Source organism: Pseudalkalibacillus sp. SCS-8, assembly GCF_040126055.1.
Classification (GTDB): domain Bacteria; phylum Bacillota; class Bacilli; order Bacillales; family Fictibacillaceae; genus Pseudalkalibacillus; species Pseudalkalibacillus nanhaiensis.
The window spans coordinates 2246576-2269318 of record NZ_CP143541.1 but is presented as its reverse complement, the minus strand read 5'-3'; the positions used below and the strand labels follow the sequence as shown (position 1 = coordinate 2269318).

Here is a 22743-nt window from a genome sequence, read left to right as displayed (position 1 = left end):
TTTTTTTGCAAGCGAATAAAGAAGGATGGTCGGAATATTTGTTGAAATTTAGAGTAATAGATTGCTGTTCATTATTCAGTGAAAGGGCAAGGAAACTGCAGAGAAGCTTTAGAATCTCATCTTTGGGAGTGATATCATGTGGAACAAGACAAGACTATCAACTCTTTTCGGCGTCGAATACCCTATTATTCAAGCACCCATGGCAGGTGGTCCAACAACTCCTGAACTAGTCTCTGAGGTAAGTAATGAAGGAGGACTGGGGATTATTGGTGCTGGATACTTTACTGCAGAGAAGTTAACGAGTTCTATACAAGAAGTGAAGAAACGTACGAATAAGCCATTTGGGGTCAACTTATTTGTTGTAAAAGAGCAGTTTGTGTCGGAAACAGATCTTCGTAAGAGCTTTGAATCTCTTGGGCCTTTTCGTGAAAAGTTGAAATTGCCTGATGAATTACCAGAAATCAAGACGTCTTTAGGAATTACAGAGTTAATAGATATTGTCATTCATGAGGAGGTTCCGATATGTTCCTTCACGTTTGGAATTCCGGACAAAGAAATAATAACACGTTTAAAAAAGCACAATATCATTGTTGTTGGAACAGCTACTACAGTTGAGGAAGCAAAAGCGGTAGAAGAAGCAGGTATGGATGCTGTAGTTGCTCAGGGAAGCGAAGCAGGTGGTCACAGGGCAACCTTTATTGGTCATTCTAACAATGGACTGATTGGTACGATGGCGCTTGTTCCACAAGTTAAGGATTATGTTCATATTCCAGTCATAGCCTCAGGTGGAATTATGGATGGACGTGGCTTTGCAGCAGCTTCAATGCTAGGTGCTGAGGGAGTTCAAATGGGGACTGCTTTTTTAACCACTAAAGAAAGTGGGGCAAATGAATTCCATAAAAGGGCTGTTCTTACTTCAACTGAAGAGCAGACCGTTATAACTACAGCCTTTTCTGGAAAGGCAGCAAGGGGCATTAATAATTATTTTATTCATCAGTTAACGGGTGAAGGGGTTTTGATAGCACCTTATCCGATCCAAAATAGTTTGACAAAACCTATCCGTAGTGAGGCCATGAAGCAAGGAGATACAAGATTCATGTCTTTATGGTCTGGGCAAGGTAGCAGGATGAGTGAGAATACTACAGTTAAAGAACTTTTCGGAAAATTAGTTAGTGATATCAATGGTTTACTAAATTGATTGTAGAAACCTCTGATTAAGGATTAATGTAATAACTTGTAAAATTACGGAAATTTTTTCTAAATTTTTAGAAACCATTCCTTTTATTAGCCGTATATGTAGTGTGAATAAAAAAAGGGGTGGAATTCAGTTGAAGAAATATTTGATTTTCGTATTTTTCGTATTAGCCCTAGAAATTGGATTGCTTGTCGGGGTTTCCGTTTTCTTCAATACTAACCTTTATAACACATTATTTTTCGGTGCTTGTTTCTTTATTGTAGTGTCGTTGCTATTCGGGACCAAAGGTGATTCACTTACAAAGATTTCGGAAGCAGCAGTGTTTGGGTCATTGTTAGGGAATTACATACCCAAACACGAAAAAATGACTACTAGCATCAATCCGTTGTTAGTTGGGTCATTACTATGTCTCGTTGCTTACTTTGCTACCTATTACTTTGGCGTTCTGATTTAGAAATTTCACAATTCGCACCGATTAAAAAGTGGCGTATTCCTAAATGAAAGAGGATACGCCATTTTTTAATAGTAAATAGCAACAATCTTTTTCTATGAAAATCTATACTTTTGAATGTTTTTTCGATGTGCAGATGGTACCCTTATAAACAGAGAAGATATTCGGAGGAGGATAACGAGGTTTGATAGAAAGAGCAAAAGAAATGTTAGAGCAATATTATGGTTATTCATCATTCCGGATGGGCCAAGAGAGAGCAATCCAGTCGGTATTGAATGGGGATGATACTCTTTGTGTCATGCCGACTGGTGGAGGGAAATCGATATGTTATCAGATTCCTGCGGTCGTATTTGAGGGAACGACGATCGTCATTTCTCCATTGATTTCATTAATGAAAGATCAAGTTGATACATTACTTCAATTAGGCATTCCCGCTGCCTTTATCAACAGTTCACTCTCTGAATCGGAAATGAGAGAGCGAATTGACAAGGCGAAACGCGGAGAATATAAGCTGCTATATGTTGCACCTGAAAGACTGGAATCCTATGAGTTTATGGCACTTTTGAAAGAGTTGGACATTCCTTTGATCGCAGTGGATGAAGCCCATTGTATCTCGCAATGGGGGCATGATTTCCGGCCGAGTTACCAGCGCATTCAGAGAATGATACGGAATCTCCCGAAACGACCAACAGTTTTAGCGTTAACGGCAACGGCAACCCCGAAAGTCCGTCAGGATATTTGTATGTCGCTCAATATTGATGAGAACAATTCCGTTCTGACTGGTTTTGAGCGGGAGAATCTATCGTTTTCAGTGGTCAAAGGACAAGACAGGCTTGGATTTCTAAAGGATTTTATTAAAAAGAATGGAAAAGAAGCAGGCATCATTTACGCAGCAACCCGAAAAACGGTGGATAAGCTGCATGATCAATTGGAAAAAAGCGGTGTTGATGTTTCGCGCTATCATGCAGGAATGGATGAAGAGGAGCGGATGGAGCAGCAAGAGCAGTTTTTACAGGATCGATCAACCGTGATGGTTGCCACAAATGCGTTTGGTATGGGGATCGATAAATCAAACATCCGATATGTGATCCATTATCAGCTGCCAAAGAACATGGAAAGCTATTATCAGGAGGCAGGTCGTGCAGGCCGTGATGGACTTCCGAGTGAATGCATCCTTCTGTATTCTTCCCAAGATGTACAGCTACAGCGTTTCCTAATCGATCAATCGAGCGAGTCAGACCGTATGGCACAGGAACTGGAAAAGCTACAGCTCATGGTGGATTATTGTCATACAGAAAGCTGTTTACAAACCTCGATTGTCAGCTATTTCAGCAACGAGGATCCTCCCTCATGTGGACGGTGCGGCAACTGTACGGATTCACGAGAAAGTATCGATGTGACACGAGAAGCTCAAATCGTACTGTCTTGTATCGTGAGAATGGGGCAGAAGAGATTTGGAAAGACGATCATCGCACAAGTTCTAACAGGTTCGAAGAATAAAAAAGTACTGGAGTTGCGTCTCAATAAACTTCCGACTTATGGTTTGATGAAAGAAAAAAGTTCGAAAGAAGTGACGGACTTAATCGAGTTTTTCATCTCACAGGAACTGATTGCTGTCGAACACGGTACATTTCCTACCCTTTACATTAAAGAAAAAGGGAAGGACGTTCTTCTCGGAAAAGAAATCGTGAAGCGAAAAGAAGCTATCCAAACAAAACAAGTTGCAGTCAATGATCCGTTGTTCGAGGAACTTCGAAAGGTCCGTAAAGAGATTGCGGAAAAAGAAAACGTACCGCCTTTCGTAATATTTGCAGATACGGCATTAAAAGATATGTGTGTGAAACAGCCGCAGTCAAGAGAGGAATTCTTAACGATAACGGGAGTGGGACAAAATAAACTCGAAAAGTACGGCGAACAGTTTATTGAGGCCATCTCGTATTATTTAGTCCAGAATCCTGAGCAGAAAGACGAAGCAATAAAAGGGACTGCCGGTATGAATTAGATACAATTGAAAAAAATCGATTGTTTTCTAGGGTTCCGTAGCTTTGCTGAGCTGGTCTGGTCCGAGAGAAAACACACAGTTTTTCAACTGTGACACGGAAGGATAAAAGCCTGGGAGATCTGTTTATACAGTGGTCTCCCAGTTTTTTTGTTTATGGGTTATTTGGTAAGAATAAGCGTGGAGGTGTTACGAACGTGGATCGGAATTGGTTAAAAGTTTTCATTGCTGCTTTTTTTGAAGTCATGTGGGTGATTGGTTTAAAACACGCATATGATTTTTGGACTTGGTCCGGTACGGTTGCTTCAATTATCATAAGCTTTTATTTAATGATTATGGCCGGGCGAAAACTACCCGTGGGAACGGTATATGCCGTATTTGTGGGAATCGGTACTGCAGGAACTGTTTTCTCAGAAATCCTCTTTTTTGGAGAGCCATTTAAAGTTGGAAAAATTATATTAATTGCCATTTTGTTGATCGGTGTAATTGGATTGAAATCCGTTACTATAGACAAAGCTGAGGGAGGAGAGGAATCATAATGGCATGGGGATCGTTAATTTTAGCCGGCTTATGTGAAATGCTAGGTGTTGTGATGATTAACAAACTGCATAAGGACAGGAACTGGCAATCCTTCGTTCTTCTAATTCTCGGATTCGGAGCGAGTTTTCTCTTTCTTGCTTATGCAATGAAAACGCTACCTATGGGGACTGCTTATGCCGTTTGGACTGGAATTGGAGCATCCGGTGGAGCACTCTTAGGCATGCTTTGGTATGGTGAATCAACAGATTGGAAAAGGATTGTTTTTATCGGAATGGTTTTAGGAGCGGCGATCGGTTTAAAGTTAATTTCATAAAAAACCTCAGTTCTTTGTGGAACTGAGGCTTTTTAACATGCATTTATTTATTCCCTTTTTTCACTTTACCTGACCATTTTTTGAATCCGCCTTTAAGGTTGTAAAGGTCCTTGACACCCTTTTTCCTTAAGATCGCCGCAGCTCTGACTGTACGCATACCGCTTTCACAGTATAGGTAGACGGGCTGGTCTTGGCGGACTTCCTTATGTCGCATACGAAGCTGGGACAACGGAATGTTTCGAGCTCCTAGAATATGTCCATTTTCAAACTCTCTTGCTTCACGGACATCGATCAATTGCGCTTTACGGTAGCCGCTGCGGAACTCCTCTTCAGTCAATGTCTTCAAATGTCTGCGCTGATAGAGTCCAGCAATGATCATATAAACGATCAAGGCTAGTGGCAGCACCCATAAAATCCAATCCATTATCTTCTTCCCCCTAATATGAATCTCTTTCAATACTCTGATAAATACACCATGTCCATTATATACAGGATTGGGCGTATTCGCAAAGTAAAGTTCATGTGTATCCGAATAAATTGTACGGTGCACATGAATCTGATAAACTATGAACGGTACTAGAAAAGGAAAGAGGCGTACATAACTTATGAAGGAACAATGGTATTTCATTGATTCTGGTGCTTGCTCACCAGCTTATAATATGGCATTGGACGAAGCGTTATTGGAATGGCACAGCAGAGGGGAGATCAAACCGGTCGTCCGTTTCTACGAATGGAACCCTGCGACCCTATCGGTTGGTTACTTCCAAAAGGTTGAAAAAGAAATCAATATGGAGGCTGTCAAAAAGCATGGATATGGCTTTGTTCGGCGTCCGACGGGTGGAAGAGCTGTTCTACATGACAAGGAATTGACGTATAGCGTCATCGTATCCGAAGAGCATCCGAAAATGCCTCAATCGGTAACAGAGGCTTACCGTGTGATATCAGAAGGGATTTTGGAAGGTTTCAGGAACTTAGGATTGGAGGCTTACTTCGCAGTACCTCGGACAGAGGAAGAAAAAGCAGGACTGAAAAATCCGCGTTCCGCTGTATGCTTTGATGCCCCGTCGTGGTACGAGCTCGTCGTCGAAGGTAGAAAAGTCGCTGGAAGTGCACAAACGCGACAAAAAGGCGTCATCCTGCAACACGGGTCCATCCTTCTGGATATAGACGAAGACAAGTTATTTGATTGCTTTAAATTTGCTAATGACCGCGTACGGGAACGGATGCAAAAAGCATTCAGCAAAAAAGCAGTCGCAATCAACGACCTCCGCTCAGAACGTGTAACGATTGAAGAATCGAAGATAGCATTTAAAGAAGGGTTTGCGGAAGGCCTTGATATCGAGTTCGTTCCACTTGAACTGTCAGACGAACAAAAACAATATGTAGATGAAATCATGGAAAGACGTTATGCGAACGATGAATGGACGTATCGACGTTAAGAAAAAAACTGCGACATTTTCAGGTCGCAGTTTTTTATTTTTTTTGTCGGAAAAAAAGAAGGAGATTGGAAATCTTTTGGCACATCTGAAGCTCAGAAAAAGAAGAATCGTGCAATCGGATGATTTTATCCTTTGAGTGGATTAGCTTTATTTATCATCCATAAATCTTCATAATTCTACATTTTTCATATGTTTTTATTTTTGACAAGGTCAACCTTATTCGTTCTCTAGGACACAATATATTGTATTATTAAAATATAATGTACACTATATATTGATATTTGAAGATTAGATGTGCTATGATTTGGGTATCCAAAAGACATAATAGAAAAACATAGAATCTAAAAAAGAATGAGGAGGATCCTGGATGGCGATTGTAACAGGGGAACAACGACATCATATCAACATTGACCGGTTGAATGAGGACATAGCAAAGTTTGAGCAGGTGCATCCGATCACACCGGACATGCATACGACGCATAAAGGTGTATCACGATTGGTTATGTTGGACCGGTATTCTTTTAAAGATACCGAGAAAAGGACGTTGAAGGAAGGGGACTTCGTCGTACTGACTGTAAAAGATGATCCGAAGTTCCCGGCAAGAGGTGTCGGATTTGTCGTTTCAATAGACCACGAACATAAAATGGCAGAAGTGAAGGTAGAAGACGATTATCGAGGTGTATTGGATAAACCGGAAGAGGTCGAAACAGGTATCGTAAAACGATCCCTTGATACGATCGATAAGCCGCTGGAAATCTACTATGAACAGATTGCAAAACGAAATGCGACAGGGCTTTCAGCAGTAGAAACGACAGAAGAGAAGAAACAGGAGTCCTTCGAGAAATTTTACAAGGAGCTCGTGAACTTGAATTTTGTTCCGGCGGGACGTGTCCTGTACGGAGCAGGAGCGGCAACAGACGTCACGTATTTCAACTGTTACGTCATGCCGTTCGTGGAGGATTCCCGCGAAGGAATTTCAGATCACCGGAAGCAAGTGATGGAAATCATGAGCCGTGGAGGCGGAGTCGGAACGAACGGTTCAACGCTCCGACCACGTAACACACTCGCAAAAGGTGTAAACGGAAAATCCTCCGGATCAGTCTCATGGCTCGACGACATTGCCAAGCTGACGCATTTGGTTGAGCAGGGCGGGTCCCGTTAAATCGCTCCAATCGGCGGGATTAAAATCTCGTGAATTGCTGGAACACCCTAAAGCCTTGAAAGCTACAACGCGGCTGGTAACAGCGATCGTGAAAGCGGAAAAATTTCAAGGATGAAACAATGGGCAATCAGCAGCGAAGTATCTTAGGAAACTGAGATAAACGTTCAACGACTATTAAAACTTCCTAAGGTTTCCTGAAATGTGGAGGAGTACAAATGGAAATTAAGGAAGGAGTAAATCATAACATGCGGCAACGTGGTTATGAGGCACGAGACAAAGAAGAAATGATGAAAGTAGCTAAAATTCTTCATGAAGAAGGATATAGCCAAGTTAAAATTGCTGAAATACTTGATATCAGTAGGGGGACCTTACATCGTTGGAATGAAACCATGAAGGTTTTTAACCCTAGAAAACCTGGTGAGGCTGGAATCCTAGCAAATAAAAAATATAACTATGACGAAAATTATTTTTCAGCCATAAATACACCTAATCAAGCATATTTAGTTGGCTATATTTTAGGTGATGGAACGGTATTCGACAGGATGAAATCAAAACGATTAGTTCTTTCTTTGGCGGAAGAAGACAAACAGTTGCTTGAAGATATAGCATCAGAAATAAATATGAAAGAAGCAATCAAGTTTAGAAAAAGAAATGCTCCTAATGAACAAAATAAATATACATTAACAATCAGCTGTACAAAAATGTGTGACGATTTAATAAAATTAGGTATTACACCAAATAAGACCGGTAGAGAGTGCTGGATACCATTTGGTGATAATCAACTACAATGGAGCTTCTTACGAGGTATTTTTGATGCAGATGGAAATATAAGAGTTTATAAAAGGTACTATCCAGATAGAAATAAAACCTATTTGAAAACAAGGTTTGGTATAACCGGCTCTAAGCAACTGTTAGAGGGAATATTGATTTTTCTACAAGAGAACAATATTGCACTAAATGTAAATTCAATACGCCAAAAAGAAGGATGTTTTGATCTTCATATCTCAAGTCTTAATGATGTTAAAACTATTTTCATTCACCTATACAAACATGGAGACATTAGATTGCAAAGGAAATACAAAAAATTTTCTTCTTTGATGATATAGTCTGACCTCATGTGAAAGCATGAGAGTGTAGCAGAAATGACTACACCCACTTGGACTACAAGTGAGTAACAAACTAGCGTGGAGCGCAAATGATCATGTTAGCGGATTGAATTTTCTAGTCCGCGTCATTCAGACAATGGATGACTAGAAAATTGGGTGAATTGCTGAAAATTCCTTAGAGACGATCAAGCTACAACGTGACTGGAAACGGTGAGCGTGAATGCCAAAAATTGATCGTATTGGACAATCAGCAGCCAAGCACCTTTAAAGGTGAAGGTTCAACGACTATCGAAACCTGAATTAGTTTCGGGGAGTAGAGTAGGGGATCATTTGATCTTCGAAGCGCCCAACCCCTAACAGGTAATGCTGAGGGTGATGATATAGTCTAGACCGTCTGCACATGCAGAGTTAAAGTATCCTGAAAGGGACGGTATTTACGTGGCATCCTGATATTATCGAATTCATCATTTCAAAAATGCAAAACCCGAGAATTTTACGATACTTAGTAGAAAATACGAAGGACGATCGAATTAAACAGCTGGCTCTTGATAAGCTGAAGTTCACTCCACTGACTGAAACCGAACAAGCGATGTACCAGGGAATCGTCAATTACAAGAGCATCCCGGGTCAAGGCGGGTTCACGGATAAAGCGATCAAGGAAGCGGAAGAAAAGCTACGTACGGGCGGAACTTACAGCGTCCATAATCCAGAGTTCTTGACTGGGGCGAATATCTCGGTATGTGTGACCAAAGAATTCATGGAAGCAGTCGAAAACGACGAAGAATACGAATTACGTTTCCCGGATGTGGAAAATTACACGTTTGAAGAAATGCTTGAATACAACAACAAATGGCACGAATACGGAGATGTTCGGGAATGGGAAGCACTTGGTTACGGCATTCGTGTTTACAAGCGGATTAAAGCACGTGAACTTTGGAACCTGATCAACATCTGTGCCACCTATTCAGCTGAACCAGGGATCTTCTTTATAGACAATGCGAATGAAATGACAAACGCAAAAGCATATGGACAGAAGGTCGTGGCGACGAACCCATGCGGGGAACAACCTCTCGCACCTTACTCCGTCTGTAATTTAGCAGCTGTAAACTTGGCAAATGTCGCTGATAAAGACACTAAGACAGTCAATTTTGAGAAGCTGAAAGAGACGGTACGTACGGGTGTCCGCATGCAGGATAACGTCATCGATGCAACACCTTACTTTTTAGAGAAAAACCGTGAACAAGCGCTTGGTGAACGCCGTGTCGGTCTAGGTGTGATGGGCTTGCATGATCTGCTCATTTACTGTGAGACGAAGTACGGATCAGAAGAAGGCAACAAGCTCGTCGATGAAATCTTCGAAACGATGGCGACGACAGCTTATCGAGAATCAATTGAGTTGGCTAAAGAAAAAGGCAGCTTCCCATTCTTAGTCGGTAAAACAGATGAAGAGACGAGAGAGCTTCGAGAAGCCTTCATCAATACAGGCTATATGAAGAAGATGCCAGAAGATATCCGACAAGGTATTCTTGAACACGGAATCCGCAACTCACACTTGTTGACTGTAGCTCCTACTGGCTCCACAGGAACTATGGTTGGGGTATCCACAGGGCTGGAACCTTACTTCTCCTTCTCTTACTTCCGAAGCGGTCGCTTAGGAAAGTTCATTGAAGTGAAGGCCGATATCGTAAATGAATACCTGTCAAGAAATGAAAATGCAGATGCTGACAACTTACCTGAATGGTTCGTATCAGCGATGGAACTAAAACCTGAAGCCCATGCTGACACGCAATGTGTCATCCAGAACTGGATCGACAGCTCAATCAGTAAGACTGTCAATGCTCCAAAAGGCTATACGGTTGAACAGGTACAAGCGGTTTATGAGCGTCTTTATAACGGTGGAGCAAAAGGTGGTACAGTTTATGTAGATGGTAGCCGGGACTCTCAAGTTCTGACTTTAAAAGCGGAAGAAAACAGCTTCGAAGACAATGAAGAAGTGCAAACCGAAAGTGAGCCGAAGAAAGTTGTTCTCGTTGATACGATTGCAGCCCTCCGGTCAACAGACGTAACGATTGGTAACGAAGTAGGAAACACTTGCCCAGTCTGCCGAAAAGGAAAGGTAAAAGAAATCGGTGGATGTAACACATGTACAAACTGTAATGCACAGTTGAAGTGCGGAATTTAATAATTGGCATTAAACCTCCCTTGGATTAAGGGAGGTTTTTTTATTCTAGAGGAACACGTAAGTAAAATGAAATGGCGTTTCATGCACTTATGAAGGGTTTATGAGGTAACGGAAACTGAGAAATCAATGTTTCATGCACTCATGAAAGGTCCATGCGTCCTCGAAAATGTGAAAAACGAAATATAAGGGACGCAAGAGAGGTCCATGCGTCCTCGAAAAGGAGAAAAAACCAAAATGGGGGACGCAAGATGGGTCCATGCGTCCTCGAAAACGGGAAAAACGGAAAATGAAGGACGCAAGAGAGGGTCATGCGTCCCCGAAAATGAGAAAAACGGAAAATGAGGGACGCAAGAGAGGCTTATGCGTCCCCGAAAACGGGAAAAACGCAAAATGGAGGACGCAAGAATGGCCTGTGGATCTCCAAATAAGACCTTATCCCATCGGAAGTCCCCACGAACTGCCCTCTTCAATCCCAACAAAACAAAATCAGACTAAATTCCATTACCTCGCTCATACTAATCACGAGGTGAAATCTGATGAAACCGTTTGTACCGCAATTGGTTTATATCGAACCAAAGGCTTTGGAAAAATATCCACTTGCACATCAATTGAAGGAAAAATTTGAGGACATGGGACTCGAAATACGTGAGACGACCTCCCATAATCAGGTCCGGAATCTACCAGGAGAGAATGAACTTCAAAAATATCGGAACGCTAAGTCCACGCTTGTCATCGGGATTCGGAAAACACTTAAATTCGACTCTTCGAAACCGTCCGCAGAATATGCAATTCCACTTGCGACAGGATGCATGGGACATTGTCATTATTGTTATCTCCAAACAACACTCGGTAGCAAACCGTATATCCGAACATACGTCAACTTGGATGAAATTTTCGATCAGGCACAGAAATACATTGATGAAAGATCGCCCGAAATCACCAGGTTCGAAGCGTCATGTACATCCGACATTGTTGGAATCGATCACCTGACACACTCACTCAAACGTACCATTGAATTCATTGGGCAAACCGAGCTTGGCCGTTTGCGATTCACTACGAAATATCATCATGTGGATCACCTTTTAGATGCCAAGCATAATGGAAATACACGCTTTCGTTTCAGTGTGAACAGTAAATGGGTGATCAAAAATTTTGAAATGGCGACATCCTCTCTTGAGGAAAGACTAGGTGCCGCTAAAAAGGTGGTTGAAGCGGGTTATCCGCTTGGGTTTGTTGTGGCCCCGCTCTACTTGCACGATGATTGGCGGGAAGGGTACAAGGAACTGTTTGATATCATCAATGAAATGATTCCAGCCGATTATTTCAAAAACATCACCTTCGAGCTGATCCAGCACAGATTTACGAAGCCTGCCAAAAAGGTTATTCAAAAAAGATATCCGAAAAGTAAACTTGAAATGGATGAAGAAAAGCGGAAGTACAAATGGGGACGCTATGGTATCGGAAAGTACGTCTATCAAAAGGATGAGGCGCAAGAGCTGAGAGAAACGATCGAGGGGTATATCCATCAATACTTTCCGGAAGCGACGATCGAATACTTCACGTAATCCAGAGCTTCTCTTGTCACCTACTCATTATTATTGTATCCTTTTAGTATGTTTTGAAATTGAAACAGGTACAGGATCTGCGGTATTGGAGGGGAAGAACATGCCAACTCCAAGTATGGAGGATTATATTGAGCGCATTTATCAATTGATCAATGAAAAAGGGTACGCAAGAGTTTCAGATATAGCAGAGGCATTAGAAGTTCATCCGTCATCGGTCACGAAAATGGTACAGAAACTCGACAAAGGGAAATATGTCGTCTACGAAAAATATCGTGGATTTGTACTAACGCCGAATGGTAAAAAACTCGGAAAACGTCTTGTATATCGCCATGAATTATTAGAAGAATTCTTGAAGGTCATTGGTGTGGATCAAGAAAACATCTATGATGATGTGGAAGGAATCGAGCACCATTTGAGCTGGAATGCGATTGACCGAATTGGGGATCTCGTCCAATATTTTGACGAGGATGAAGAGCGCATCTCCGGATTGCGTGAAGTCCAACGGAAAAATGAAGAAGAACAGGAACAATCATGACATCTGTTATGATTGTTTTTTTTATAATAAAAAAACAGTCCGATTAACTTGTTTTCTATCCGAAATTGTCCACTTACTTTCCGATTCTGATGATTTACGATCCGAAATGTGCAGTGTACTATCCGAATTAAGCCATTTACTATCCCATCTCTCCCGAATACGATCCGTTACCTCCACTATTAAAATTTCACGTACCGTACGAATAAATCAAGCTGAATACACAACAAAGGAACCTTTCTTAAATCCGATCATAAAAAGCTGTTAATGAACCCGCTGACTTTCTCGTATATATAGAAAGGAAGAGAGGTGGGATGATGGAGGTAGACGGCGTATTTTCAGGGGGCGGTGTGCGAGCGATCGCATTCATTGGAGCGATGAAGGTGGCTGAAGAGAAGGGGCTCACCTTTAAAAGGACAGCCGGTACGAGTGCTGGTGCGATTTTTTCAGCGTTCGTCGCTGCTGGGTATACCGCTGATGAAATCAAGACGCTCATGCATGAGGTCGATCTGCGTGAATTCCTCGATCCAAGGCGGTTATCGGTGGCCTTTCCGTTAATGAAATGGCTGACGCTCTATTGGAAGCTCGGTTTGTACAAGGGGAAAAAGCTCGAGCAATGGGTTGAAGAAAAGCTGGCGGAAAAAGGGGTCAGAACGTTTGCTGATTTAGAAGAGGGCTCCATTCGCATTATCGCCTCGGATATTACGAATGGACGGATGATCGTCTTACCGGATGATCTAGAGCGGTACGGGATCTTGCCGGAGCGCTTCAAAATCGCAAAAGCTGTCCGGATGAGCGCTAGCATTCCTTACTTTTTCGATCCGATCAAGCTTTTCGATGCGACAGGGAAAAAGAATTTCATCGTTGATGGAGGTGTGCTCAGTAATTTTCCGATTTGGCTGTTTGAGGATGAAAAGCATCCAGCTAAGCGGCCTGTCATAGGCTTTCAGCTTCAGCCCTCCCAGTATGAACAGAAGCCGAACAACATCACGAACGCCATTTCCTTATTTCACGGCTTGTTCGATACGATGATGGATGCGCATGATGCTCGTCACATCTCTGAAGCACACAGCGCAGATATCGTGTTCATTCCCGTTCAACAAATTTCCATGATCAACTTCGATCTGTCTGACCAATTGATTGATCAATTAACCGATTTCGGAAAAGAAAGCACTGAGAAGTTCCTCCGAACATGGCGGCATTATCCTCCTCATAAAAAAACAATCGTCACATTAAAAAAATCGAGCACCTTATAGTGCTCGATTTTTCTTCTTGCCTTTTTTTCCTTCTATTACTTTCAGGTTGTGGTTTACGTTACGCTTTTTTAATTTGTTAAAGGAGGGTTTTGCCTTCTTTTTCGGGCTGGTTTGCGTGGTCGCTTTAGATAAGAAATTACCAGTGTTGTTCTGATATTTCTTGGCCGAATAGCGAGCCGCTTGCTTGTATTGACCTAAATCTCTACCCATTCTCTTTGTGATGAAGCGCTTATACAGAAAATAGAAGAGCCCACCGACTGCAGCAATGATCAAGACCATTTTCACAAGATACATCGGGCGGGTGATTACTGTCATCACAAATCCGAATGCAGCAAGACCAAGGAGTAATGGGATGATCACGTTGAATTTACGTGGAAACAACAAGACTCACCTCCTTTAAGAATTAAACCACTTTTGCGCTCGTTTCTGTCGCTTCATTTTCATACATTTGATCTCTTTTTAGCATTTCGTTGAAAGAGTCGATTGCGACTTCTGTTTGTCGATCGTTCGGTTCTTTGGTTGTCAACAGCTGCAGCCAAAGTCCAGGAACACCTAGAAACCGTAATACTGGAATGTTTCTAAGCTTATTCGTGGCTTGAAGCACTTCGTACGAGACTCCGAGAACGACAGGGATCAGAGCCAATCTCGATAACAATCTCACCCATAGAGGATCAGTTGGAACCGTTAAGTAAATGAGAAAGCCCACCATGACTGTGAATAGGATGAAGCTGCTTCCACAACGATAATGTAACCTTGATTGTGCTTGAACATTCTCGACTGTGAGCGGTAAATTGTTTTCATAAGCATTGATGACTTTGTGTTCGGCACCGTGATATTGGAAGACTCGCTTAACCAGCGGTGTCAGGGATATGAAATATAAGTATGATAGCAATAAAACCAACTTCAGAGTGCCTTCAATGACATTTTGCCCAATGTGTCCGGAAAATATCGGAATGGGACGGAAAGCTTCTGCAGCGATTGCTGGAAGCAAGGTAAACAGGAATTTTCCGAATATGAAGGATAATACCCCAATCAATGCGGTACCCAATATGAGTGAAAACTTCGAGGGCTGTTTCCCTTTTAACATCTCTTCATCGTCTTCAGGATCTACATCGTAACGATCCGTTGAGAAGTTCAAGTGTTTGACACCATTCCCGCTTGCTTCGACGATCGCGACAACCCCTCTGACAAAAGGTACCTTCTTGAAGAAGTTCAGTACGGGACGATGTTTTTTCTTCACTTCAAAGTATTCGATCGAATCGTCTTTACGTCTGATTGCTGTTACATATGTGTGTTTACCAGCGAACATGACACCTTCTACGACGGCCTGACCACCGTACGCTGGCGTTTTTTGATTAGACATTCATCCACCAACCTATCTAAACGTTTCCTATATACCTTTATTCTATCATGATAGTATAGGAGACCGCTATACGTGTGGACTTCTTATGATTTTTATTTTACAAAATGTAGAAATGGACTTCCTGCACCCAAAAAGCCTTATTTGGTAAAGGAAGTTTACTTAATTGTTCCCCTTTTTCGGTTCATTTTACACCTCGAATGACAGATAAAATGTTGTGGAATTCAAAAATAGTTTTTTTATGGAAGGACATACTAATTTTTGGAGGTGTTCGGAATGGAAACGGAAAAGAGACATGATGAGCAGTTAGAGCAGGATCAACAGGAAACCCAATATTCGTTTACAGGTAAAATTTTGACGATCGGTTTCATCGGGGGATTGTTTTGGAGCTTGATCGGTTATGGCCTTTATATGTTGAACTTTACGAAGATACGGCCGGCCCTCGTTTTATCGCCATGGGTGGTTGGCGAATGGAAGGAGAAAGCTTTAGGTGATTGGATCGGCATCCTCGTCATTGGTTTGCTGTCTTTGCTGGTCGCTCTCCTGTATAAGGTTTTATTTGCGAAATTCAAGCATATGATCACCGGCATTTTATTCGGTGTAGGTTTATGGATCATCGTTTTTTACCTGCTTAGACCGATGTTCCCTGGTTTGCAGCCGATTCAAGAGCTCGGAAGGAATACGGTGACGACGACCTTGTGTTTGTATGTGTTATATGGATTGTTCATCGGGTTTTCGATTTCCTTTGAATATGACGAACTGCAGAAGGCTCGGAAGGAACGGCAATAAACTATTCAAACAGATACGCCTATGATAGAATGTTCAATGGAACATTCTGTTTTTTTACAGAACGATGTAAGCGATTTTTTTGTATGAATGTAAGTCACCCGGACAGATAGAGCGGTACGTAAGGGAGAGGAAGTACATAATGAAAGTGATGATCATCAATGGGCCTAATTTGAACCGATTAGGTAAACGCGAACCTGCCATTTATGGTCATGAAAGTCTTGACCAGATCATGGGATCGCTCAGTCAGCAAGCAAACGAACTCGGTTGTGAAATTGAACATCACCAGTCGAATCATGAGGGAGACTTGATTGATTGGATCCATCATGCTGAAGAGGAGCATGACGGGATTATCCTGAATGCTGGAGCATTTACGCATTACAGCTATGCAATAAGGGATGCAATCGCGAGCATTTCACTCCCGGTTATAGAAGTTCACTTATCCAATATATATGCGCGAGAATCCTTCAGGCATACCTCTGTTCTCTTAGAAGTCGCGATTGGACAAATTTCCGGGTTTGGAAGCATCGGATACGAACTTGCATTACGAGGATTGATTAATCATTTGAAGGGGGAAATTTAAATGAATCGGATTGAACGATTAAGAGCATTATTTGACGATCATGGAATTGACGGGATGTTAATTACAAGCCCGAGCAACCGGAGATATGTGAGTCAATTCACGGGTTCCTCTGGGGTAGCATTGATTTCGAAGGACGAAGCGAAGTTCGTAACGGATTTCCGTTATATCGACCAAGCGAATGAACAAGCTGCAGGTTTTGAAATCGTCAAGCATACGGGCTTGATCACCGAAGAGGTGGCAAATCAAGCGAAAGCGATGGGTATCAAGAAGCTTGGATTCGAACAAGACTATCTTACATATGCGGTCCACCAATCCTATTCGAAAAAAGTGGACGGCGAGCTGGTGCCTGTATCAGGCATGATTGAAAAACTTCGACTGATCAAAGACGAAGATGAGCTCAAGGTTCTGAAAGAAGCAGCTGAGCTTGCAGATAAGACATTTGAACATATCCTTACTTTCATCAAGCCTGGCATGCGTGAAATCGACGTATCAAATGAATTGGAGTTTTTCATGAGAAAGAATGGAGCAACTTCATCCTCGTTCGATATCATCGTAGCTTCTGGGGTACGTTCTTCCTTGCCTCACGGTGTAGCCTCTGAGAAGGTGATTGAAAAAGGAGATATGGTGACACTTGACTTTGGTGCACTTTACAAAGGGTATTGCTCTGACATCACTCGAACAATCGCTGTCGGCGAGCCGAGTGAGAAAATGAAGGAGATCCATCAAATCGTTCTCGATGCCCAGTTGAAAGGATTGGAAGGCTTGAAACCGGGTATGACAGGTATTGAAGCAGACGCTCTGACAAGAGATTACATCAAGGAAAAAGGATACGGAGAAAACTTCGGTCACTCGACGGGTCATGGAATCGGCCTTGATGTCCATGAGGGACCTGGCTTATCGTTCAAAGTCGATACGGTCCTCGAGCCTGGTATGGTTGTTACAGTTGAGCCAGGAATCTATGTATCCGGTTTGGGCGGTGTCCGAATTGAAGACGATGTTGTCATAACGGAAACAGGTTGTGAAAAATTGTCGACATCATCCAAAGAATTGTTTATCATAGGCGAGTAAAGAACAGGAGGAAGACATATGATTTCAGTAAATGATTTTAAAACAGGTTTAACAATTGAAGTTGATGGTGGAATCTGGACAGTGTTGGATTTCCAACACGTAAAACCAGGGAAGGGTGCAGCTTTCGTTCGCTCGAAGCTTCGTAACCTTCGCACAGGTGCGATCCAGGAAAAGACTTTCCGTGGAGGAGAAAAGGTAGCGAAGGCGCACATCGATAACCGCCGTATGCAATACCTTTACTCTTCAGGTGATGTCCATACGTTCATGGATACGGAAACTTACGAGCAGCTTGAGCTTCGCACTGCTCAAATTGAAGAAGAACTGAAATATCTGCTTGAAAACATGACGGTCCAAGTACAAATGTATGAAGGCGAAACGATCGGTGTTGAACTGCCGAACACAGTTGAACTTGAAGTGACAGAAACAGAACCTGGAATCAAGGGTGATACAGCTTCAGGTGGTACGAAACCGGCAACAGTACAAACCGGTTTGACTGTTCAAGTACCATTCTTCGTCAATGAAGGCGATGTCTTGATCATCGATACGCGTACTGGACAGTACGTTTCAAGAGCATAAACGAGAATTTAGAGCTGCCCAAACACGTTTTGGGCAGTTTTTTTATGTCAAAAGGCTTGGATTTTACGAAAATCGAGGTGGAATTCGGATTTATCTACGAAAAATTTGAATTTATCTACAAAAATTCAGGATTATCTACGTAAATTGAGAATTATCTTCAAAAATTAAAAATTATCTACGAAAATGCCAGATTATCTACAAAAACGCAATCCCCACCTTCCTATCTCGATTCCAGCATCCGGAACCGGTTCAACCTTCTCTTCACTCCTTTAACCAAATATCCATTCTTTTTCTCCATTCCATTTCATAGGTTGTACAAAAAAGAAAGTGGAGCGATCTATGAAGCATTTTTTCGATTTGTTTGATTCCACAGTACTCAATATGGCAGGACTTCGATTGCTGTCGGCTTCCTTCGAGCTCACAGCAGTCGTTTTGATGTTGTACTTCAACTCGATTCATAAAGCGATCATCATCAACGGATCCCTTGCCCTTGTAGGTCCGATCATTTTCGTAGCGACAATGACGTTGGGGCTGGTCGGACTTGCTGATGATCTTTCTATAGGGCGATTGCTCTTGATCGGTCTTGGGGTCGGGTTGATTTTGTTCGCTGTCCTTAAGTGAGCGGTCACAGGTCATAAAACAGCCTGTACGGCATACATTGAAAACAAGCCCATAAAGAAAGAAGTGGGAAACGTTATGGAAGAAATCATACGAATGCTGCCGGAAACCATCAAATCCATCATTGAGGCATATCAACGCCGGGTTCTTAAGCCGATTGAGGAAATTCGTATACGTGTCAACCGTCCTCTGGAGGTGATCAGCAATGGACGTCCAGAATATCCATCCATGTCGTCGGATGCAAATGGTCGTGCTTATTTCGTCACTGTCGAGGATGGCGTGCATCTCCTGAACAAACTAAGTCAATTCTCACTCTATGCGTTTGAGGAAGAACTCAGGAGAGGCTATATCACTATTAAAGGCGGTCACCGTGTTGGACTCGCTGGAAAGGTCATAACGGAAAAGGGACAAGTCAAAGTCATTCGGGATGTCAGCTCCTTTAATATCCGGGTGGCGACCCAGAAAGAGGGAACGGCTGAGCGTTGGGCTCCCTACCTATATAAAAACAGGTGGTTGAACACGTTGATCATCGGCCCACCTCAATCCGGGAAGACGACCTTTTTACGCGATGTCGCCAGAATCGCGAGTCAGGGGACTGCTGGCTTACGTATCAGAAGCTCCAAGGTTGGCATTGTCGATGAACGATCCGAAATTGCGGGTTGTATCCACGGTGTTCCCCAGCACAATCTCGGACCGAGAGTAGACGTGCTGGATTCATGTCCAAAGGCGGAAGGGATCATGATGATGATCCGAAGCTTGAGTCCCGAAGTCATTATCGTGGATGAAATCGGAAGACAAGAAGACGCGGAAGCGATTTTAGAAGCTTTGAATGCGGGTGTTCAGATGATTATGACAGCACATGGATACGGAATTGAGAATGTGTTGAAACGTCCGATCTTTCAACGATTGATGGAAATCCAATTGTTCGACCGGTTCATCGAGATGTCGCAGTCCAGTGGTCCAAGTCGGGTGAAACGTATTTTGGATGCAGAGTTCAATCCACTAATGATTTCAAAGAATAAGGTGTCCACATGAATATGATTGGTGCGCTTTGCATTATCCTTGCCACAACCTGGGCTGGATTTGAATGGGCGAAACGGATGCAAGAACGTCCGAGACAGCTTCGGCAGCTGAAGGTTGCCCTCCAATCCCTGGAGGCTGAAATTGTTTTCGGCATGACGCCGTTATACGATGCCTGCATTCACCTTTCTAAACAAATGAAGGAACCGTTGTCGCTGTTTTTTGAACAAATGGCCAACCGGTTATATACAGGGCGTTCGACCGTGCAGGTTGCATGGGAAGAAAGCCTGGAGGTCTTTCAGAAACATACTGCCCTTCAAAAGGGTGAAATCGAAGTCCTGAAACAATTCGGGTCCACACTTGGCAGACACGATCGTGAACACCAGCAAAAGCAGATCCGGCTCACGATCGTCCATCTGGAAAGAGAAGAGAGAGAAGCTGAAGAGGTTCAGCGTCGGTACGAAACCATGGTGAAAAGTCTAGGATTCCTTACAGGCTTGCTGATAGTCATTCTGTTGATCTAGTTGGAGAGGAGCAAGGAGAATGCCGTATGATGTGAACACGATTTTTCAAATTGCTGGAATCGGTATTGTGATTGCAATGTTACATACCGTGTTGAAACAGATGGGGAAGGAGGACATCGCACATTGGATCACGCTGATCGGGTTTGTACTCGTCCTCTTTATTGTCATCACCCTTTTAGACGATCTGTTCCAACAAATCAGAGGTGTGTTCCTCTTCCAGGGCTGAGGAGGGATCTACGATTGAAATCATCCAAATCGTCGGCTTCTGTCTGATTGCGACGTTCCTTACCATTGTCATAAAAGAACAAAAGCCCGCCTTCTCTTTTCTCATCATATTGTTTGCCGGAGCCGCTGTCTTTCTGTTCCTTATCGGAAAAATCCAAACAGTAATCGACATGCTGGAGCGGCTTGCGACTAATGCAAATTTGAATATGGTTTATGTGGAAACAATCTTGAAAATAATCGGCATCGCCTACATTGCAGAGTTCGGTGCCCAAATTACGAGAGATGCAGGTCAGGGATCCATCGCCTCCAAAATCGAGCTGGCGGGTAAAATCTTGATTCTGGTCATGGCGATCCCGATTTTGACTGTATTGATTGAAACAATTATTGAGCTGTTACCAAGTTAGGGGTGAAAAAAGTGCGGCGGCAGACCATAAAGACAGGCTTCACCGTTACATTGCTGACAATCCTTTTTTTCGCCTTTTTGGGACAACCCAGTCACAAAGTACATGCTGAAGTAGGGCCCAACAGTTCGTTGAAGGAAAGTCTTCAAGTCGAGGACGAACACCTGGACGATATCCGGGAGTATTGGAATGAGATTCGGAATCAATATGGGGGCTTCTTGCCGGAAAGTCAAAAGGGGAGTATCCTCGAATTCATTGAAAGCGATCGGAACTTTTCCTTGATGGAGTGGGCGACTTCATTGCTCAAATACCTTTTTCATGAAATCTTGAGTAACGGGAAGCTCCTCGGCATGCTCATCATGTTGACCCTTTTCAGCATGCTGTTGCAAACGATGCAGAATGCGTTTGAAAACCAGGCCGTGAGTAAAGTTGCTTATGGCATGGTCTATATGGTGCTGATCGTAATCGCGTTGAACAGCTTTCACGTAGCCGTTTCCTATACGATTGATGCGATACAGAACATGAATGCGTTCATCATTGCTCTTATTCCTTTATTACTCGCATTGATGGCGACAACGGGTAGTATCGTGTCCGTCGCCTTTTTCCACCCTTTTATCATCTTACTTGTCAACACGAGCGGGATGCTGATTCAACATTTTGTCCTCCCGATCCTTTTCCTTTCTGCACTACTAAGCATCGTCAGCACATTGACCGACCATTACAAAGTGACACAGCTTGCAAACCTCCTGAGAGCAACGGCGATAGGCGTCATGCTTGTCTTTTTCACAGTGTTCCTCGGTGTCATCAGTGTCCAGGGGGCGACTGCAGCGGTTACGGATGGAGTCGCAATCCGTACGGCAAAGTTCATTACTGGCAATTTCATACCGGTCATCGGCCGGATGTTTACGGAAGCGACAGATACGGTGTTAAGTGCTTCCCTCTTATTGAAAAATACAGTCGGGATAGCGGGTGTTGTCATCCTCATTCTGCTGTGTGCATTTCCAGCCTTGAAAATTCTGTCGCTCGTCTTGATCTATCAAATAGCCGCAGCCGTTTTACAGCCTCTTGGGGGAGGACCGATCATCGAATGTCTTTCGATTATCAGTAAAAATGTGATGTTCATCTTTGCGGCATTATCGATCGTGTGCTTCATGTTTTTCCTTGCTGTCACGATGATGATCGCTGCAGGCAACTTGACCTTGATGATGAGATAAGGAGGAGACCTGGTATGTCCTTTTTATATGAGTGGGTGACGAACATCATCCTCATCATTTTATTGGCGACGATCCTTGAACTCCTTCTACCTTCATCGGCTTTTCAAAAGTATGTAAAAGTCGTCATCGGCCTTCTGTTGATCATTGCCATCCTTAATCCGTTGATTACGTTCTTCTCGGTTGATTTGAAGGAGGAGTTGGCTACTTTTCAGCTCCAGCATTTTGAAAATGACAAAGATCAGATGGAAAATTCGATTGAAAACAAGAAAAGTGAAATACAAGCCTCACAAAGTGCATATATTTTAGAACAAATGGCTGTCCCATTACGCGAAAAGGTAGAAAGCAAGCTGGAAGAAAGATATGAGAAACGATTAAAGGATGTGGTGGTACTCGATCAATCTCAACCAGGCTCAAATGAAAGTCATCTTGTCATCCAGGTTACGTTGGAGGATCTCGATGATGAACATGCGATTGAAACAGTAAAGGAAGTCTCCATTGATACGTCTGATTCCACGAAAGAGGAGGAAGATGGATCGGACCTGCACGAAATCAAGCTATTCCTTTCCAAAGAGTGGGGATTACCAAAAGAACAGATTGTACTTGAGGAGGAAGGAGGATCGTAATGGAA

Annotated in this window: 23 protein-coding genes, 3 pseudogenes and 1 riboswitch; of the genes and pseudogenes, 23 read left to right on the top strand and 3 right to left on the bottom strand. The window is 42.8% G+C overall.

Annotation, left to right across the window (positions count from 1 at the left end):
• Positions 1–136: 136 nt before the first annotated feature.
• The 5 genes and pseudogenes from V1497_RS11885 to V1497_RS11865 all read left to right on the top strand — a co-directional run bounded on the left by V1497_RS11885 (position 137) and on the right by V1497_RS11865 (position 4498).
• Positions 137–1198 (top strand): nitronate monooxygenase, encoded by a 1062-nt coding sequence (locus V1497_RS11885; protein ID WP_349407762.1) that lies wholly within the window; start codon positions 137–139, stop codon positions 1196–1198.
• Between the two features lie 130 nt (positions 1199–1328).
• A complete protein-coding gene (locus V1497_RS11880; protein WP_349407761.1) occupies positions 1329–1649 on the top strand; it encodes a hypothetical protein in 321 nt (106 codons plus the stop codon).
• Between the two features lie 181 nt (positions 1650–1830).
• A pseudogene (gene recQ, locus V1497_RS11875) lies at positions 1831–3603 on the top strand (DNA helicase RecQ); the annotation flags it as partial.
• Between the two features lie 61 nt (positions 3604–3664).
• Positions 3665–3767: riboswitch (guanidine-I (ykkC/yxkD leader) on the top strand.
• 123 nt (positions 3768–3890) lie between these two features.
• The gene (locus V1497_RS11870; protein WP_414703642.1) at positions 3891–4184 is read left to right on the top strand and encodes a DMT family transporter; all 294 of its coding nucleotides are present in this window, start codon (positions 3891–3893) and stop codon (positions 4182–4184) included.
• Positions 4184–4498, top strand: a complete 315-nt coding sequence (locus tag V1497_RS11865; protein WP_349407759.1) for a multidrug efflux SMR transporter — start codon at positions 4184–4186, stop codon at positions 4496–4498. Before V1497_RS11870 ends, V1497_RS11865 begins: the two co-directional genes overlap by 1 nt.
• 43 nt (positions 4499–4541) lie before the next feature.
• On the opposite strand, the gene V1497_RS11860 is transcribed toward V1497_RS11865, so the two are convergent.
• Positions 4542–4922, bottom strand: coding sequence for a rhodanese-like domain-containing protein (locus V1497_RS11860; RefSeq protein ID WP_349407758.1), 381 nt, complete (start codon positions 4920–4922; stop codon positions 4542–4544).
• A gap of 181 nt (positions 4923–5103) precedes the next feature.
• Here V1497_RS11860 and V1497_RS11855 point away from each other — a divergent pair, with 181 nt between their 5' ends.
• The 7 genes and pseudogenes from V1497_RS11855 to V1497_RS11825 all read left to right on the top strand — a co-directional run bounded on the left by V1497_RS11855 (position 5104) and on the right by V1497_RS11825 (position 13740).
• On the top strand, positions 5104–5937 hold the full coding sequence (locus V1497_RS11855) for a biotin/lipoate A/B protein ligase family protein (protein ID WP_349407757.1): 834 nt from the start codon (positions 5104–5106) through the stop codon (positions 5935–5937).
• A gap of 367 nt (positions 5938–6304) precedes the next feature.
• Positions 6305–7096 (top strand): annotated as a pseudogene (locus V1497_RS11850) (ribonucleotide reductase N-terminal alpha domain-containing protein); the annotation flags it as partial.
• Positions 7097–7314: 218 nt separating this feature from the next.
• Positions 7315–8205: a helix-turn-helix domain-containing protein gene (locus V1497_RS11845; protein WP_349407756.1), complete on the top strand. Its 891-nt coding sequence runs from the start codon at positions 7315–7317 to the stop codon at positions 8203–8205.
• A gap of 439 nt (positions 8206–8644) precedes the next feature.
• Positions 8645–10387: pseudogene (locus V1497_RS11840) on the top strand (vitamin B12-dependent ribonucleotide reductase); the annotation flags it as partial.
• Positions 10388–10923: 536 nt separating this feature from the next.
• Positions 10924–11952 (top strand): spore photoproduct lyase, encoded by a 1029-nt coding sequence (gene splB / locus V1497_RS11835; RefSeq protein WP_349407755.1) that lies wholly within the window; start codon positions 10924–10926, stop codon positions 11950–11952.
• A gap of 100 nt (positions 11953–12052) precedes the next feature.
• Positions 12053–12487 carry a transcriptional regulator MntR gene (mntR, locus tag V1497_RS11830; protein WP_349407754.1) on the top strand — a complete coding sequence of 145 codons (435 nt, stop codon included), beginning with the start codon at positions 12053–12055 and terminating at the stop codon, positions 12485–12487.
• Between the two features lie 314 nt (positions 12488–12801).
• Positions 12802–13740 carry a patatin-like phospholipase family protein gene (locus tag V1497_RS11825; protein WP_414703641.1) on the top strand — a complete coding sequence of 313 codons (939 nt, stop codon included), beginning with the start codon at positions 12802–12804 and terminating at the stop codon, positions 13738–13740.
• Here V1497_RS11825 and V1497_RS11820 read toward each other — a convergent pair.
• Positions 13735–14124 (bottom strand): SA1362 family protein, encoded by a 390-nt coding sequence (locus tag V1497_RS11820; RefSeq protein ID WP_349407752.1) that lies wholly within the window; start codon positions 14122–14124, stop codon positions 13735–13737. The two genes, V1497_RS11825 and V1497_RS11820, sit on opposite strands and share 6 nt — an antisense overlap.
• 19 nt (positions 14125–14143) lie before the next feature.
• Positions 14144–15103, bottom strand: coding sequence for a DUF1385 domain-containing protein (locus V1497_RS11815; protein ID WP_349407751.1), 960 nt, complete (start codon positions 15101–15103; stop codon positions 14144–14146).
• A gap of 273 nt (positions 15104–15376) precedes the next feature.
• Here V1497_RS11815 and V1497_RS11810 point away from each other — a divergent pair, with 273 nt between their 5' ends.
• The 11 genes from V1497_RS11810 to spoIIIAF all read left to right on the top strand — a co-directional run bounded on the left by V1497_RS11810 (position 15377) and on the right by spoIIIAF (position 22738).
• A complete protein-coding gene (locus tag V1497_RS11810; RefSeq protein WP_349407750.1) occupies positions 15377–15889 on the top strand; it encodes a YqhR family membrane protein in 513 nt (170 codons plus the stop codon).
• Positions 15890–16028: 139 nt separating this feature from the next.
• A complete protein-coding gene (gene aroQ / locus V1497_RS11805) occupies positions 16029–16469 on the top strand; it encodes a type II 3-dehydroquinate dehydratase (protein WP_414703563.1) in 441 nt (146 codons plus the stop codon).
• Complete coding sequence (locus V1497_RS11800) at positions 16470–17537, top strand: Xaa-Pro peptidase family protein (protein ID WP_349407749.1); 1068 nt, start codon at positions 16470–16472, stop codon at positions 17535–17537.
• A gap of 18 nt (positions 17538–17555) precedes the next feature.
• Positions 17556–18113, top strand: a complete 558-nt coding sequence (gene efp / locus V1497_RS11795; protein ID WP_349407748.1) for an elongation factor P — start codon at positions 17556–17558, stop codon at positions 18111–18113.
• Between the two features lie 339 nt (positions 18114–18452).
• The gene (locus V1497_RS11790; protein WP_349407747.1) at positions 18453–18734 is read left to right on the top strand and encodes a YqhV family protein; all 282 of its coding nucleotides are present in this window, start codon (positions 18453–18455) and stop codon (positions 18732–18734) included.
• Positions 18735–18809: 75 nt separating this feature from the next.
• Entirely contained in the window at positions 18810–19766 is a 957-nt protein-coding gene (spoIIIAA, locus tag V1497_RS11785; protein WP_349407746.1) for a stage III sporulation protein AA, read from the top strand.
• On the top strand, positions 19763–20275 hold the full coding sequence (spoIIIAB, locus tag V1497_RS11780) for a stage III sporulation protein SpoIIIAB (protein WP_349407745.1): 513 nt from the start codon (positions 19763–19765) through the stop codon (positions 20273–20275). Before spoIIIAA ends, spoIIIAB begins: the two co-directional genes overlap by 4 nt.
• A 19-nt stretch (positions 20276–20294) precedes the next feature.
• Positions 20295–20501: a stage III sporulation protein AC gene (spoIIIAC, locus tag V1497_RS11775; protein ID WP_221565492.1), complete on the top strand. Its 207-nt coding sequence runs from the start codon at positions 20295–20297 to the stop codon at positions 20499–20501.
• A 13-nt stretch (positions 20502–20514) separates the two neighbouring features.
• Positions 20515–20904 (top strand): stage III sporulation protein AD, encoded by a 390-nt coding sequence (gene spoIIIAD, locus V1497_RS11770; RefSeq protein WP_349410811.1) that lies wholly within the window; start codon positions 20515–20517, stop codon positions 20902–20904.
• Between the two features lie 50 nt (positions 20905–20954).
• Positions 20955–22115, top strand: coding sequence for a stage III sporulation protein AE (gene spoIIIAE, locus V1497_RS11765; RefSeq protein WP_414703640.1), 1161 nt, complete (start codon positions 20955–20957; stop codon positions 22113–22115).
• Between the two features lie 14 nt (positions 22116–22129).
• Positions 22130–22738, top strand: a complete 609-nt coding sequence (gene spoIIIAF, locus V1497_RS11760; protein ID WP_349407744.1) for a stage III sporulation protein AF — start codon at positions 22130–22132, stop codon at positions 22736–22738.
• The last annotated feature ends 5 nt before the right edge of the window (positions 22739–22743 follow it).

What these genes read in the sequence shown, in the direction of transcription:
- V1497_RS11885 (WP_349407762.1), top strand. Translation starts at nt 137, where the DNA reads ATGTGGAACAAGACAAGACTATCAACTCTTTTCGGCGTCGAATACCCT.
- V1497_RS11870 (WP_414703642.1), top strand. Translation starts at nt 3,891, where the DNA reads ATGTGGGTGATTGGTTTAAAACACGCATATGATTTTTGGACTTGGTCC.
- V1497_RS11865 (WP_349407759.1), top strand. Translation starts at nt 4,184, where the DNA reads ATGGCATGGGGATCGTTAATTTTAGCCGGCTTATGTGAAATGCTAGGT.
- V1497_RS11860 (WP_349407758.1), bottom strand. Translation starts at nt 4,922, where the DNA reads ATGGATTGGATTTTATGGGTGCTGCCACTAGCCTTGATCGTTTATATG.
- V1497_RS11855 (WP_349407757.1), top strand. Translation starts at nt 5,104, where the DNA reads ATGAAGGAACAATGGTATTTCATTGATTCTGGTGCTTGCTCACCAGCT.
- V1497_RS11845 (WP_349407756.1), top strand. Translation starts at nt 7,315, where the DNA reads ATGGAAATTAAGGAAGGAGTAAATCATAACATGCGGCAACGTGGTTAT.
- splB (WP_349407755.1), top strand. Translation starts at nt 10,924, where the DNA reads ATGAAACCGTTTGTACCGCAATTGGTTTATATCGAACCAAAGGCTTTG.
- mntR (WP_349407754.1), top strand. Translation starts at nt 12,053, where the DNA reads ATGCCAACTCCAAGTATGGAGGATTATATTGAGCGCATTTATCAATTG.
- V1497_RS11825 (WP_414703641.1), top strand. Translation starts at nt 12,802, where the DNA reads ATGGAGGTAGACGGCGTATTTTCAGGGGGCGGTGTGCGAGCGATCGCA.
- V1497_RS11815 (WP_349407751.1), bottom strand. Translation starts at nt 15,103, where the DNA reads ATGTCTAATCAAAAAACGCCAGCGTACGGTGGTCAGGCCGTCGTAGAA.
- V1497_RS11810 (WP_349407750.1), top strand. Translation starts at nt 15,377, where the DNA reads ATGGAAACGGAAAAGAGACATGATGAGCAGTTAGAGCAGGATCAACAG.
- aroQ (WP_414703563.1), top strand. Translation starts at nt 16,029, where the DNA reads ATGAAAGTGATGATCATCAATGGGCCTAATTTGAACCGATTAGGTAAA.
- V1497_RS11800 (WP_349407749.1), top strand. Translation starts at nt 16,470, where the DNA reads ATGAATCGGATTGAACGATTAAGAGCATTATTTGACGATCATGGAATT.
- efp (WP_349407748.1), top strand. Translation starts at nt 17,556, where the DNA reads ATGATTTCAGTAAATGATTTTAAAACAGGTTTAACAATTGAAGTTGAT.
- V1497_RS11790 (WP_349407747.1), top strand. Translation starts at nt 18,453, where the DNA reads ATGAAGCATTTTTTCGATTTGTTTGATTCCACAGTACTCAATATGGCA.
- spoIIIAA (WP_349407746.1), top strand. Translation starts at nt 18,810, where the DNA reads ATGGAAGAAATCATACGAATGCTGCCGGAAACCATCAAATCCATCATT.
- spoIIIAB (WP_349407745.1), top strand. Translation starts at nt 19,763, where the DNA reads ATGAATATGATTGGTGCGCTTTGCATTATCCTTGCCACAACCTGGGCT.
- spoIIIAC (WP_221565492.1), top strand. Translation starts at nt 20,295, where the DNA reads ATGCCGTATGATGTGAACACGATTTTTCAAATTGCTGGAATCGGTATT.
- spoIIIAF (WP_349407744.1), top strand. Translation starts at nt 22,130, where the DNA reads ATGTCCTTTTTATATGAGTGGGTGACGAACATCATCCTCATCATTTTA.